This is a genomic window from Streptomyces sp. NPDC030296 (assembly GCF_055572815.1).
Window position 1 is genome coordinate 289,246 of record NZ_JBVICQ010000012.1, and the last position, 12,711, is coordinate 301,956.

Annotated in this window: 11 protein-coding genes, 1 pseudogene and 2 riboswitches; of the genes and pseudogenes, 4 read left to right on the forward strand and 8 right to left on the reverse strand. The window is 68.9% G+C overall.

What is annotated here, in order from left to right; genetic code table 11:
* Window positions 1–29: 29 nt before the first annotated feature.
* The 5 genes from ACZ4Z3_RS31695 to ACZ4Z3_RS31715 form a co-directional block, all read right to left on the reverse strand.
* Window positions 30–1,298, reverse strand: coding sequence for an ABC transporter ATP-binding protein (locus ACZ4Z3_RS31695; RefSeq protein ID WP_468504231.1), 1,269 nt, complete (start codon window positions 1,296–1,298; stop codon window positions 30–32).
* Entirely contained in the window at window positions 1,295–2,389 is a 1,095-nt protein-coding gene (locus ACZ4Z3_RS31700; protein WP_468504232.1) for an ABC transporter ATP-binding protein, read from the reverse strand. The genes ACZ4Z3_RS31695 and ACZ4Z3_RS31700 overlap by 4 nt, the downstream gene beginning before the upstream one ends.
* Window positions 2,386–3,393 (reverse strand): ABC transporter permease, encoded by a 1,008-nt coding sequence (locus ACZ4Z3_RS31705; protein ID WP_468504233.1) that lies wholly within the window; start codon window positions 3,391–3,393, stop codon window positions 2,386–2,388. Before ACZ4Z3_RS31705 ends, ACZ4Z3_RS31700 begins: the two co-directional genes overlap by 4 nt.
* 68 nt (window positions 3,394–3,461) lie before the next feature.
* Window positions 3,462–5,216, reverse strand: coding sequence for an ABC transporter substrate-binding protein (locus ACZ4Z3_RS31710; RefSeq protein ID WP_468504234.1), 1,755 nt, complete (start codon window positions 5,214–5,216; stop codon window positions 3,462–3,464).
* A gap of 68 nt (window positions 5,217–5,284) precedes the next feature.
* Entirely contained in the window at window positions 5,285–6,283 is a 999-nt protein-coding gene (locus ACZ4Z3_RS31715) for an ABC transporter permease (protein ID WP_055715099.1), read from the reverse strand.
* A 637-nt stretch (window positions 6,284–6,920) separates the two neighbouring features.
* On the opposite strand from ACZ4Z3_RS31715, the gene ACZ4Z3_RS31720 reads away from it, so the two are divergent.
* Entirely contained in the window at window positions 6,921–7,493 is a 573-nt protein-coding gene (locus ACZ4Z3_RS31720; RefSeq protein ID WP_468504235.1) for a hypothetical protein, read from the forward strand.
* 193 nt (window positions 7,494–7,686) lie between these two features.
* Here the strand turns inward: ACZ4Z3_RS31720 and ACZ4Z3_RS31725 are convergent, their stop codons facing one another.
* From ACZ4Z3_RS31725 to ACZ4Z3_RS31735, 3 genes are all read right to left on the reverse strand, one after another.
* Window positions 7,687–8,475, reverse strand: coding sequence for an enhanced serine sensitivity protein SseB C-terminal domain-containing protein (locus ACZ4Z3_RS31725; RefSeq protein WP_468504236.1), 789 nt, complete (start codon window positions 8,473–8,475; stop codon window positions 7,687–7,689).
* A 193-nt stretch (window positions 8,476–8,668) separates the two neighbouring features.
* On the reverse strand, window positions 8,669–9,445 hold the full coding sequence (locus ACZ4Z3_RS31730; RefSeq protein ID WP_468504237.1) for an enhanced serine sensitivity protein SseB: 777 nt from the start codon (window positions 9,443–9,445) through the stop codon (window positions 8,669–8,671).
* A 129-nt stretch (window positions 9,446–9,574) separates the two neighbouring features.
* Entirely contained in the window at window positions 9,575–10,249 is a 675-nt protein-coding gene (locus tag ACZ4Z3_RS31735; RefSeq protein WP_468504252.1) for an AAA family ATPase, read from the reverse strand.
* Between the two features lie 244 nt (window positions 10,250–10,493).
* Window positions 10,494–10,591: riboswitch (glycine riboswitch) on the forward strand.
* A riboswitch (glycine riboswitch) is annotated at window positions 10,592–10,716 on the forward strand.
* 72 nt (window positions 10,717–10,788) lie between these two features.
* Between ACZ4Z3_RS31735 and gcvT the strand changes: the two genes are divergently transcribed.
* From gcvT to ACZ4Z3_RS31750, 3 genes and pseudogenes are all read left to right on the forward strand, one after another.
* Entirely contained in the window at window positions 10,789–11,913 is a 1,125-nt protein-coding gene (gcvT, locus tag ACZ4Z3_RS31740) for a glycine cleavage system aminomethyltransferase GcvT (RefSeq protein ID WP_468504238.1), read from the forward strand.
* 167 nt (window positions 11,914–12,080) lie between these two features.
* Entirely contained in the window at window positions 12,081–12,458 is a 378-nt protein-coding gene (gene gcvH, locus ACZ4Z3_RS31745) for a glycine cleavage system protein GcvH (RefSeq protein ID WP_468504239.1), read from the forward strand.
* A gap of 14 nt (window positions 12,459–12,472) precedes the next feature.
* Window positions 12,473–12,711: pseudogene (locus ACZ4Z3_RS31750) on the forward strand (serine hydroxymethyltransferase); the annotation flags it as partial.

Below are 12,711 nucleotides of genomic sequence, written 5' to 3' on the forward strand. Positions count from 1 at the left end.
AAGGCAGGGGCTCGATCTGGTCTTACTTGTTACTTGTCGCCGGTCTCCTTGGCGACCTCGGTCTGGGCGGGCCCCTCAGCCGGAGCCTCGACCTTCTCCGTGGCCTCGGCGGCATCCGTGTCAGCCGCGGTCTCCACGCCGGCCGCGGCCTCCACCTCCGCCGCGACCGCCGCGGACGTCTCCGCCGACTGGGCCAGTACCTCGTCGGGCACCAGCTCGCCCGCCTCCTTGGCGGCGGCCAGCAGGACGACGTCCTGGGGCTGCTGGTCGTCGAAGTTCTCCGGGTGGTGGCAGGCGACCCGCTGGCCCGGCTTCAGCTCGGCGAGCGGCGGCTCGGTGGTCCGGCAGACCTCCGTGGCCTTCCAGCACCGGGTGTGGAAGCGGCAGCCGCTCGGCGGCGAGATCGGCGAGGGCACATCGCCCTTGAGCAGGATGCGCTCGCTCTTGGCGCCACGCCGCCTGGGGTCCGGGATCGGCACCGCCGACAGCAGGGCCTTGGTGTAGGGGTGCATCGGCGACTGGTACAGCGCGTCCCGGTCGGCGAGCTCGACGATCTTGCCGAGGTACATCACCGCGATGCGGTCCGAGACATGGCGGACGACGGAGAGGTCGTGCGCGATGATCACGTACGTGAGGCCCAGCTCGTCCTGGAGGTCGTCCATGAGGTTGACGACCTGCGCCTGGATGGACACGTCGAGCGCGGAGACCGGCTCGTCGGCCACGACCATACGGGGCTTGAGGGCGAGGGCGCGGGCGATGCCGATGCGCTGGCGCTGACCGCCGGAGAACTCGTGCGGGTAGCGGTTGTAGTGCTCGGGGCTGAGGCCCACCAGCTCCAGGAGGCGCTGGACCTCCTTCTTCACACCGCCCTCGGGCTCGACGCCCTGGAGCTTGAACGGCGCCGAGACGATCGTGCCGATGGTGTGCCGGGGGTTCAGCGAGCCGTACGGGTCCTGGAAGATCATCTGCACGTCGCGGCGCAGCGGGCGCATGCCCGACGTGTTGAGGTGCGTGATGTCCTGGCCGTCGAACTCGATGCGCCCGCCGGAGGGCTCCAGGAGCCGGGTGATGAGCCGGCCCATGGTCGACTTGCCGCAGCCGGACTCGCCGACGACACCGAGGGTCTCGCCCCGGCGCACCTCGAAGTCGATGCCGTCGACGGCCTTGACCGCCCCGACCTGCCGCTGGAGCAGGCCCTTCTTCAGGGGGAAGTGCTTGACCAGGCCCTCGACCTTGAGCAGCGGCTTCTCTTCGGCGCGCGGGGCCGGCACGGCGGCCCGGGTCTCAGTCTCGCTCACAGCTTCGGCGCAATCTCTTCGTTCCAGATCCGCGTGCGGTCCTCCTGCGACAGGTGGCAGGCGGTGAAGTGCCTGCCGCCGACCTCACGCAGTTCGGGGCGCTCGGTGCGGGTGACGTTGTCCTTGGGGACGTCCGCGTAGGGGCAGCGCGGGTTGAAGGCGCAGCCCGAGGGGACATTGATGAGGCTGGGCGGCTGGCCCTTGACCGGGATGAGCCGGTCGGTCTGCTCGCGGTCGATGCGCGGCATCGAGCCGAGCAGGCCCCAGGTGTAGGGGTGCTGCGGCTGGTAGAAGATGTCGTCGACCGGTCCGCGCTCCACGCAGCGGCCGCCGTACATCACGAGGATGTCGTCGGCGATCTCGGCGACCACGCCGAGGTCGTGCGTGATGATGATGACCGCGGAGCCGAACTCCTTCTGCAGGTCGCGGATGAGGTCCAGGATCTGCGCCTGGACGGTCACGTCCAGGGCGGTGGTGGGCTCGTCGGCGATCAGCAGTTCGGGGTTGTTGACCAGGGCCATGGCGATCATGGCGCGCTGGCGCATACCGCCGGAGAACTCGTGCGGGTAGTTGTTGACCCGCTTGTTCGGCTCCGGGATGCCGACGCGGTCGAGGAGTTCGACGGCGCGCCTGCGGGCGGTCTTCTTGTCGACGTCGTGGTGGACGCGGTACGCCTCCACGATCTGGTTGCCGACCGTGTAGTACGGGTGCATCGCGGACAGCGGGTCCTGGAAGATCATCGCCATCTCGCGGCCACGCAGCCGGCGGACCTCGTCGGGCGAGGCGGAGACCAGTTCCTTGCCGTCGAGCCAGATCTCGCCGGACATCCGCACGTTCTTGCCGCGCGCGCCGAGCCGGTGCAGACCCATGATGGCCAGCGAGGTCACCGACTTGCCGGAGCCGGACTCGCCCACGATGCCGAGGGTCTTGCCCTTCTCCAGTTGGAAGGAGAGGCCGTCGACGGACTTGACCAGGCCGTCGTCGGTCGGGAAGTGCACCTTGAGGTCGCGCACCTCGAGGAAGGCGTCGGGGGCGTCCCCGCTGCGTACGGGCTCGCCGACGGCGGCCCCGGTCTTGGACAGTTCGGTCACGAGAGCCTCACCCGCGGGTCGATCGTGGCGTACAGCAGGTCCACCACAAGGTTCATGAAGACGACGAAGAACGCCGCGAGCAGGGTCACCCCGAGGATCGGGGGCAGGTCGTTGGCGGTGATCGACTGGACCGCGTACTCGCCGATGCCGTGCAGGGAGAACACGGTCTCGGTGATGACGGCACCGCCGAGCAGCAGGCCGATGTCCATGCCGAAGACCGTCACCAGCGGGGTCAGCGCGGCCCGCAGACCGTGCCGGACGACCACCTTGCGCTCCCGCAGGCCCTTGGCCCGCGCGGTACGGATGAAGTCCTCGTTCATCGTCTCCAGCATGCCCGAGCGGGTGAGCCGGGCGTAGATGGCGGAGTAGAGGAGGGCCAGCGAACACCAGGGGAGGAACAGGGTGTTGGCCCACTGCGAGGGGTTCTCCGTGAAGGGGACGTACGTCCTGCCGAAGATCTCCAGCTTGTAGCTGAACAGCAGCAGCGCCAGCTGACCGGTGAAGAACATGGGCAGGGACACGCCCGCGAGCGCCACGCCCATGGCGGAGCGGTCGAAGAACGAGCCCGGTTTGAGCGCGGAGACCACACCGGCGGCGATACCGCCCACCAGCCACAGCACGGCGGCGCCGACGGCCAGCGACAGGGTGACCGGAAGCCGCTCGGTCAGCTGCGGCCAGACCTCCAGGTGGTCCTTGAAGGAGTAGCCGAAGCAGGGGGCGTTGCACTGGACCGTGGTGGGACCGAGGTCATAGGTGGCGCCGGAGACGATCCCCTTGATGAACTCCCAGTACTGGACGTACACCGGCTCGTCCAGGCCGAGGTTCGCCTTGACGGCGGCGATGTCCGCGGGCGTGGGGTTCTTGCCGATGTACTGCTGCGCCAGCTGGTCGGCGGTCTGCCCTGCGAGCTTCGGCAGGATGAAGAAGATGCCGAAGGTGACCGCGGTGACGACCAGCAGCAGGATCACCGCTGCGATCGTCCGGCGGATGATGTACGAGATCACGAGGACCGGCGCCGGCGCCCGCGGGTGACGAACCCGCGGGCGCCAATGCCTTCACCTGCCTTCCGGGGCTACTGCTTGGTGGTACCGATGTTGAGGTAGTCGTACTGACCGCTGAAGGCGGACGACGACACCACGTTGGTGGCGTACGGCGAGCGGTACAGCAGGACCTTGAAGTAGGTCAGCGGCACGATGGCGGCCTGCTCCATGACCTTCTTGTCGACCTGGGTGTACGCGGCGGTGCGGGCGGCCTCGTCGGTGTTGCCGATCGCGTCGTCGAGCAGCTTGTTGATCTCCGGGTCGTTCAGCTCCGACAGGTTGGTGTTGCCGGACTGGCCGATGGCCTTGCCGTGGACGATCTGCTGCAGGAAGCCGTAACCGGTCGGCCAGTCGGAGCCCCACTGCATCATGATCAGGCCGATGTTCTGCTTCTTGTTGAACTTCGGCACGCCCGCGTAGTCGGAGAAGTACTTGCCCGACGGGAACTGCTTGATCTCGGCGTCGATGCCGACCTTCTTCAGCGCGCCGACGATCGCGGTGGCGGCGTCGACCTCACCCTGGCGGTCGGTACGGGCGGAGATGGCGGTCTTGAAGCCCTTCTCCTGCCCGCAGGCCTTCAGGTGCTCCTTGGCCTTGGCCTCGTCGCCCTTGTTGCCCTTGGTGGCGTAGAGGTCGTACTTCTCGTAGCCCGGGATGTCGGTCGGCAGGACCGTGGAGGCGATGTCACCGCGGATCGGGCCGCCCATGGCGGTCTGCACGGCGACCTTGTTGATCGCGTACTGCACGGCCTTGCGGCACTCGACGTTGTCGAACGGCTTCTGCTGCGTGTTGATCGCCGTGTAGATGAGGCGGCCACCGAGCGCGTTGTCCGTGTTGGCGAGCTTGTCCTTGTCGTTGACGAGCTGCGCCTGGGTCTGGGTGTCGACACCCGTGCCCTGGATGTCGATCATCGTGTCGCCGGCCATCACATCCTTGTCGATGGTGGCCTTGTTGACCTTCAGGTTCACGACGATCTTGTCCGGGTACTGCTTGCGCAGCGGGTCCGTCTTCGCGTCCCACTCGGGGTTGCGGGTCAGGACGATCTGCTTGCCCTCGTCGTACTTCTCGAACTTGTACGAGCCGGTCGACACGACCTTCTTGGTGTAGTCGACGCCGGTGTCCTTGGCGCGGGGCACCGGGGCGGTCTGGGGCTGGCTCGCCAGGAAGTCGAAGTCGGCGAAGGGCTTGTTGAGCTTGAAGACGATGGTGTTGTCGTCCGGCGTCTCGATGGACGCTATGCCCTTCTCGCTCTTGTCCTTGTACGGGCCTTTGTACTTGTCCCCGCCGTCCAGCAGCTGCTGGAAGTAGTTGGGGCCGGAGGAGAGCACGTCACGCGCGAAGTTGGAGCGCTCGACCGCGTACTTGACGTCCTTCGAGGTGACGACCGTGCCGTCCTCGAACTTCACGCCTTGGCGGATCTTGTACGTCCAGGTCTTGCCGCCGTCGCTGGGCACGCCCGCGGCCTCGGCGAGGTCCGGGACGAGCTCGTTGCCCTTCTCGCCGGGGCCGGGCTTGAAGGTCATCAGCGGACGCGCGTAGAGACGGCTGAAGTTGAACCCGTACGCGTAGTACATGTTGCCCGGGTCGAGGGACTCGGGAGCGTCGGAGCTCGCGTAGGTGACCGTGCCGCCCTTCTTGGTGGACGCGTTCACGACCTCCTTGGTCGCGGCGTTGGCGCCCGCGCCCTTGGCGGGGTCGTCCGGGCTGTCGTCGGCCTTGCTGCAGGCCGACAGGAGCAAGCCGGCACTGCTGACGGCCGCGATCGCGGCCATTGCTGACCTTCGCATGATGGTCTGTTTCCCCTTCGTAGTTGGACAGTTGAGCAGGACGCGACGGGTGCCCGCGACCGCGGACGTCAGCGGCTGCGGGGGTCGAGGGCGTCCCTGAGGCCGTCACCGAGGAGGTTGAAGGCCAGCACCGTGATGAAGATCGCGAGGCCGGGAACGATCATGTACTGCGGGTCGACCTGGAAGAAGTCGACCGCGTCGTTGAGCATTCCGCCCCAGGAGGCCTGCGGCGGGCGGATACCGACACCGAGGAAGCTCAGGGAGGCCTCGAAGATGATGTTGGTCGGGATCAGCAGCGTCGAGTAGACGATGATCGGCGCGACGAGGTTCGGCAGCAGTTCCCTGAAGAGGATGTACGGCCCGGCGGCCCCCATCCCGCGGGAGGCGTCGATGAACTCCCGTTCCCTCAGCGCCATGGTCTGGGCGCGCACGATGCGCCCCATGTACGGCCAGTTGAAGAAGCCGATGACGAAGATGAGCACCGAGATGTGCAGGGGAAGTCCTTCGAGGCCGAAGGCGCCGCCCTGCAGCGTGGCGGAGATGGCGATGGCGAACAGCAGCAGCGGGAACGCCAGGAAGGTGTCCATCAGCCGGCTGATGATCGAGTCGACCCGGCCGCCGTAGTAGCCGGCGAGGAGGCCGAGCACGGTGCCGATGGCGTTGGACAGGACAGTCGCGCCGAAGGCGACGACCAGGGAGACCCAGGAGCCCTCCAGGATGCGGGCGAGGATGTCGCGGCCGAACTTCGGCTCGACACCGAGCGGGTGGTCCCAGCTCATCCCGCCGAAGTCACCCTTCGGCAGGGAGGTGTTGGGGTCGATCAGGTCCTGGTTGAAGGCGTTGGGGTCGAGTCCGAGCAGCGACTGCAGCGGCCGGGAGAGGGCCGCGATCAGGATCAGCAGGACGACCACGACTCCGCCGGCCACCGCCACCTTGTCGCGCTTGAAGCGGGTCCAGGCGATCTGGCCGAGCGAACGGCCCTCGATCCTCTTGGCCTCGACACCTTCCAGCACGGCCTCGGGCTGTGCCTCGGCCTGCGATCCGGTCGTCTCAATGGGTGCGGTCATCGTCCCTCGTGCTTGCCCGTGCCGGTGGTTGCCGACTGTGCTTGGCGGCCGCCCGGGTCTGCGGTGCGGTCCGTTGCCACTACTGCCGTCGTTCTCTCGCGTACTTCTTGCTTGTGACCCGGTGTCAACGTCGCTGTCTCGCCGTGCCGTTCGGAGGGAGAGGCGCATACGGCACTGAACACCACCGTATGAACAGCACGTTCGGCCGACCCCCCACCGCTCTGGGGGAGTCTTCAACGGTGGCGCGATCAGGCACCAGACCCGACGGCGAATGTATGCGTAACCGTGATGTGGCCAGCAGGGTTCCGGAATCCGAACATCGCATGCGGGTGAGCGGCACCGAACGGACTGTTACAAGTGACCCAGGTCACAGAACGAGTTCGCCATGTCCAGATCACCCGCAATCACCCCCTTCGGGTGCGTGGCAATTCGGGCGAAGAACACATGCCACCAGGCGCTCGACCAAGTATTCCCCGGGTATTTGAGGTTCGTCTGAGCGTTGCTTCGTAACAGAATCCCCGGCCCATTGCGAGCCGTCTCGACAGCCCACTAACTTCTTCTCCGCCGGGGTGGACCGACCCACTCCCCCGGACAGCGAAATGAATTGACCGGGTCGACGGGGAAAACGGGGATACAAATGAATCTGCGCAACAAGCGTGCTCTTTCCGCGACGTTCGCGACGACCGCGCTCGTCACCGGTGCGTTCACGGCCGTGCCGGCCACGGCGAGCGCCGCCGACCAGGCCCCCATGCGCTGCGAGGGCTACACCTACTCCAAGGTGATCAAGCTCGGCACGCCGTGGTACGCCTCCCGCGGCCCGGTGGTCAGCAAGCGCAACAGCAGCTCCAGCAAGTCGACCCTGGTCTACTCGATCAAGACCACCAAGACCCGTACGACGACCTGGGGCGGCGAGGCCAGCGCCAGCGTGGGCTGGGGCATCGCCCAGGTCGAGGCGAAGACCAAGTACGAGGTGGCCAAGTCCGTCGCCAAGGGCCGCACCGTCACCAACCGTATGACGGTCGACCCGGGCAAGCGGGGCTACACCCAGCCGATGGTCGAGTACCAGAAGTTCCAGGTCGAGCGCTGGCGCGAGCTCGGCAACTGCAAGCACGACCGTATCGAGATCGTCGGCATTCTGAAGGGAATCACTTCTTCCCTGCACTTCGCGGAATGCCAGACGCGGCAGGCGTCCTGCACGCCGAAGCCGTAATTCCGGCGGCTTTCCGGAAGAGTGCATATTCGTTCGGGCCCGTGAACGAAAGTGCGCCACCACGGAAACACGCAAAAGGAAAAATGAGCGGCGTTCACCGGCACGGGGGCAGGTGAACGCATGACGGAGCCCCCGGTTCCGGGCAGGTTCGTCATCGAACCGGACCGGGGCCGGGGACTCCCGCCGTACCGGGTCAGTAGCCGCCCGGGTAGCCGTAGCCGCCGGCGGCCGGGGCCTGGGCCGGGGCACCGTGGGCCTCACGGTCGTAGAAGGGGCGGGCGGCGGCCCGCAGCCACATCGCGACCGGGTCGTACTCGTCGGACATGGCGACCGTGGAGACGGGCAGCCCGTCCGGGACGGCGCCGATCGACTGCTGCATCATCGCGCGCACCGAGTCGACGGCGGACGGCGAGGTGTCGTACACGTCGAGGCCGATCGCCAGGTAGGGGGCGCCGAGCGAGGGCTGCACCCAGGCGCGGCGCAGCGAGCGCACGGCCGGGGTGCGGTGGGCGTTCTGCGTGAGCAGGGCGTAGAACTGCGGGATCTCGATGCCTGGCTCGGACAGCCGCAGCGGGCCCGCGGGCTGCCGCTCCAGACCCGTGGCGATCCGGCGCAGATCCAGCCAGGGAATGCCGACGCCGCCGCCCGGGGCGTGCGGGTTGAGCCAGAGTCCGTAGTGGTCGGGGTAGAGCGTGCGGGCCACGTCGAGGCCGTCGACGACCTCGTAACTGCGGTTCCAGCCGCTGGCGGAGAGCTCCTGGGCGGAGGTGACGCAGGGCGCGTAGTTGAACCCGTCCACCTCCATGTTCCCGTACTGGGCGTCGGGGGAGCCTGCCTGGCCGTGCCACAGGAGCATCCAGACCTGGCCGGTGGCGGGGGTCGCGAGGGCACGCAGCAACGCCTCGTAGGCGTCGTAACGCCCCGGCGTCACCTGGCGCAGCATGTGCTCGACCTGCCCGGTCGCCGTGCCGCTCGCGCTCACGTCAGCCGCCCTTCGGTTTGGAGCTGGTGGTGTCGGACCCTGGTTGTGGAAAACCAGCTTAGGTGGTGTGCGGGTCGAGCCGGTCAGGGCTCGGGGCTTGCTGTGCGTCGCGGGCCCCGGTGTCGTCGTGGCTGGTCGCGCCCCGCGGCGCAGCCGCCGACGCCGCCGCCCCGCGCCCTGTCGGGGGCCGGTGTCAGTAGCCCTGTTGGTAGAAGGGGCGGACCTTCTCGCGGAGCCAGTCGCCCACCGGGTCCTGGGCCACGTCCAGGAAGACCATGTTGACCGGCCAGACCACCGGTTGTGTGCCGAGGGCGCGGCCGAGGGCGTCCAGGGGGAGGGTGCGGTCCGCCTCCCAGGAGACCAGGTCGACACCGATGAACATGACGGGGTCGGCCGTCTCGATGGCGGCGAGGCAGCGGCGGGCGCTGAGGACGACGCCGGTCGCGGCGAACTCGGCGGAGGCCGCGGCGAGGAAGTCCACCGGGTCGTCCTGCCAGTCCGGTTCGAACAGGCGGACCCGGGCGCCGCTCGCCGACCCGTCCAGCGGGGTCCGGGCGGCCCGGCACAGCTCGGCCACGGCGGGCGGCGGCAGCGGGATGCCCACGACACCGTCCGGGTTCAGGGCGAGGCCGACCTGCGGGGGCAGCCCGCGGGCGAACTCGACGGCCGGGGCGATCGTGAACGACATGTGGCTGCCGACGACCTGGCGGAACTGCTCCTCGGAGCTGAACACCGGCACGTACACCTGGCCGTCCAGCTGCATCGTCGGCAGATCCAGCTCGCGGCTGTGCCGTCCCCCGCCCTCGGGCAGCGGCACCCACACGAAGCTGCGGGCCAGCACCTCGACGATGCGCGGGCCGGCCCCCGGCACCCCGAGGGAGGCGGACAGCACCTCCTCCAGCTCATTGCCGGGCCACCCGCCGTGTCCATGAGGGTGTGCCTGTGCCGGGAAGTCCGCCGGGAAGTCCATCTGCCGCCTACCGCTTTACTCCGTGATGCTGTTGTCCCTGCACCTTAATGCCCCCCGCCGACAAAGGGGACGGCCCGGCGGCCGCCCTCGACGACGGCCCGGCCCCGCCCCCTGCGGGCGGGCCCGCTCTCAGCCGTCGAAGCCGATCCGGTTCAGCGCGTCCGCCGCGGCCCGGTCGATCAGCACCGCCGATCCGCAGCCCTCCGGCAGGCGCCCCTCCTCCACGGACCGCAGCAGCCGGGTCATCGCCCCCCGGTGCCGGGCGAAGGCGTACCGGGACACCCCGCGTCCCCGCTCCCGCTGTCCGTCGCGCGCCTCACCGGGGGTGACGTCGAGCAGCAGCAGATGGAGGGTGCCGCCCCTGCGGACGGCCTCGCGGGCGAGCCAGCGCCGCACCCATGCCTGGGTTCCGCAGTCGTGCACGACGACGCCCTCACCGGAGCGCAGCGCACGCCGGAGCCCGGCGTAGTGCGCGAGGCGGACGAACGGCCGGTACACGGCGTACGGCAGGACGCGCGCCAGGCGCGCGTCGAAGCGGTCACGCGTGTCCTGGGAGTCGATCCGCGGTCCCGGCACCGTGCGCCGCATCAGGGTCGACTTGCCGCTGCCGGGGAGCCCGGTGACGACCACGAGGTCGACCGGCGCGAACGACAGCACGCGCGGGCTGCGTCCGGAGCGCTCCCTGAGGTCTCGGACGACCGCCCTCGGGAAGGGGCCGCAGGCCGCGGCGGCCGGGCCGACGGGCTGCTCGGGCAGGGCGAGGCCCGAGGTCGTCGCGTACGCCGTGGTCCTGTCCACCGTGATCGTCCTCCCCAGGGGTCGGGAGACCCATCCCCACAGACTGTAAAGAGAAGGTAATGCCCGATCGCTCCTGATTCAGTCCTCGTACTGCCACAAGAGTGCAACGGACCGCTCTGTCTGTCCCCCGAATTCGTGCACCGCCCGGGACCGGGGCGCCCGGCCCGACACCTCCCCGCCCCGGAACCTCCCCCTGCCGTGCCGCGCCGATGCGTGCAATGATGTGCGCGCCAACTGCATACCGGCCGCTTGAATCCGCGCGGGAGAGCTCCCAGCAGTCTTCGCTGGGGCGCCGAAGGAGCAAGTCCCTCCCTTGAATCTCTCAGGCCCAGATACCGCGCGGGCGAGGCACATCTGAAAAGCGAGCCGCTGCGCCAGTGGCTCCACCCAAGGTGCAAACCGCGACCACCGCCGCGTCATCAGGACGTACGGTCGTGGTGAACCTCTCAGGTTCCGATGACAGATGGGGAGGAACGTCCTCGCCTTCCCCCACGCTCGGCTTCGCTCGCGCGTGAGGGACCCCCATCGCCTTGGGAGCAGAACCGATGAGCAGTAGCCCCACCGCCGGACCGCGCCGTACCGCGCTCGATGCGCTGCATCGCTCGCTCGGCGCGACGATGACCGATTTCGCGGGCTGGGACATGCCCCTGCGCTACGGCTCCGAACGCGACGAGCACAACGCCGTACGGACCCGGGCCGGGCTGTTCGACCTCTCCCACATGGGCGAGATCACCGTCACCGGCCCCCAGGCGGCCGCGCTCCTCGACTACGCCCTCGTCGGGAACATCGGCGGCGTGAAGACGGGCCGCGCCCGCTACACCATGATCTGCCGCGAGGACGGCGGCATCCTCGACGACCTGATCGTCTACCGCCTGGCCGACACCGAGTACATGGTCGTCGCGAACGCCTCCAACGCCCAGGTGGTGCTGGACGCGCTGGTGGAGCGCGCGGCCGGGTTCGACGCCGAGGTCCGCGACGACCGCGACGCGTACGCACTGCTCGCGGTCCAGGGCCCCGAGTCCCCCGGCATCGTGAAGGCGCTCACCGACGCCGACCTCGACGGCCTGAAGTACTACGCGGGCCTGCCCGGCACGGTCGCTGGCGTCCCGGCGCTGATCGCGCGCACCGGGTACACCGGCGAGGACGGCTTCGAGCTGTTCGTGAAGCCGGAGCACGCCGTGGAGCTGTGGCAGGCGCTGACCGAGGCGGGCGAGGGCGTCGGCCTGGTGCCGTGCGGCCTGTCCTGCCGGGACACGCTGCGCCTGGAGGCGGGCATGCCGCTGTACGGGCACGAGCTGACCACCGAACTGACGCCCTTCGACGCCGGGCTCGGCCGGGTGGTGAAGTTCGAGAAGGAGGGCGACTTCGTGGGCCGCGCGGCCCTGCGCGAGGCCGCCGAGAACGCCAACCACGAGCCGCAGGTCCTCGTCGGCCTGATCGCCGAGGGCCGTCGGGTCCCCCGCGCCGGGTACCCCGTCGTCGCCGAGGGCAAGGTGATCGGCGAGGTCACCTCCGGCGCCCCCTCCCCCACACTGGGCAAGCCGATCGCGATGGCGTACGTCGACGCCATGTACGCCGCCCCGGGCACCACCGGGGTCGCTGTGGACATCCGCGGCAGCCACGAGCCGTTCGAGGTCGTGGCGCTGCCGTTCTACAAGCGGTCCAGGTGACACCGTCGTAGTCGGCTCACCGTCGTTCAGAAGCGGCATGGCGTGGTCGTGCGGAACGGCACGGCAGCGCACCCGAGCGTGACAAAGGGCACATCCGCCCTGTTCAACAGCGGTTCCAGCAGTCCCTCATTCATCACCACTCCCCCGCGTACAGGAGAATTCAGGCCATGAGCAACCCCCAGCAGCTGCGCTACAGCAAGGAGCACGAGTGGCTGTCGGCCGCCGAGGACGGCGTCTCGACGGTGGGCATCACGGAGCACGCGGCCAACGCGCTCGGCGATGTCGTCTACACCCAGCTCCCCGAGGTGGGCTCCACGGTGACCGCGGGCGAGTCCTGCGGCGAGCTGGAGTCGACGAAGTCCGTCAGCGACCTGTACTCCCCGGTGAGCGGTGAGGTCACCGAGGTCAACGAGGACGTGGTGAACGATCCGTCGCTGGTGAACACGGCCCCCTTCGAGGGCGGCTGGCTGTTCAAGGTGCGGATCACGGACGAGCCGGGCGACCTGCTCTCCGCCGACGAGTACACCGCCTTCATCGCCGGCTGAGAGGTCGTAGCACCATGTCGCTTCTGAACACGCCCCTGCACGAGCTGGACCCGGAGGTGGCGGCCGCGGTCGACGCCGAGCTGCACCGCCAGCAGTCCACCCTGGAGATGATCGCGTCGGAGAACTTCGCTCCGCTCGCCGTCATCGAGGCCCAGGGATCCGTCCTCACCAACAAGTACGCCGAGGGCTACCCCGGCCGCCGCTACTACGGCGGCTGCGAACACGTCGACGTCACCGAACAGATCGCCATCGA

Coding starts and splice junctions, on each gene's coding strand:
- ACZ4Z3_RS31710 (WP_468504234.1), bottom strand. CDS start 5,216: ATGCGAAGGTCAGCAATGGCCGCGATCGCGGCCGTCAGCAGTGCCGGC.
- ACZ4Z3_RS31715 (WP_055715099.1), bottom strand. CDS start 6,283: ATGACCGCACCCATTGAGACGACCGGATCGCAGGCCGAGGCACAGCCC.
- ACZ4Z3_RS31720 (WP_468504235.1), top strand. CDS start 6,921: ATGAATCTGCGCAACAAGCGTGCTCTTTCCGCGACGTTCGCGACGACC.
- ACZ4Z3_RS31730 (WP_468504237.1), bottom strand. CDS start 9,445: ATGGACTTCCCGGCGGACTTCCCGGCACAGGCACACCCTCATGGACAC.
- gcvT (WP_468504238.1), top strand. CDS start 10,789: ATGAGCAGTAGCCCCACCGCCGGACCGCGCCGTACCGCGCTCGATGCG.
- gcvH (WP_468504239.1), top strand. CDS start 12,081: ATGAGCAACCCCCAGCAGCTGCGCTACAGCAAGGAGCACGAGTGGCTG.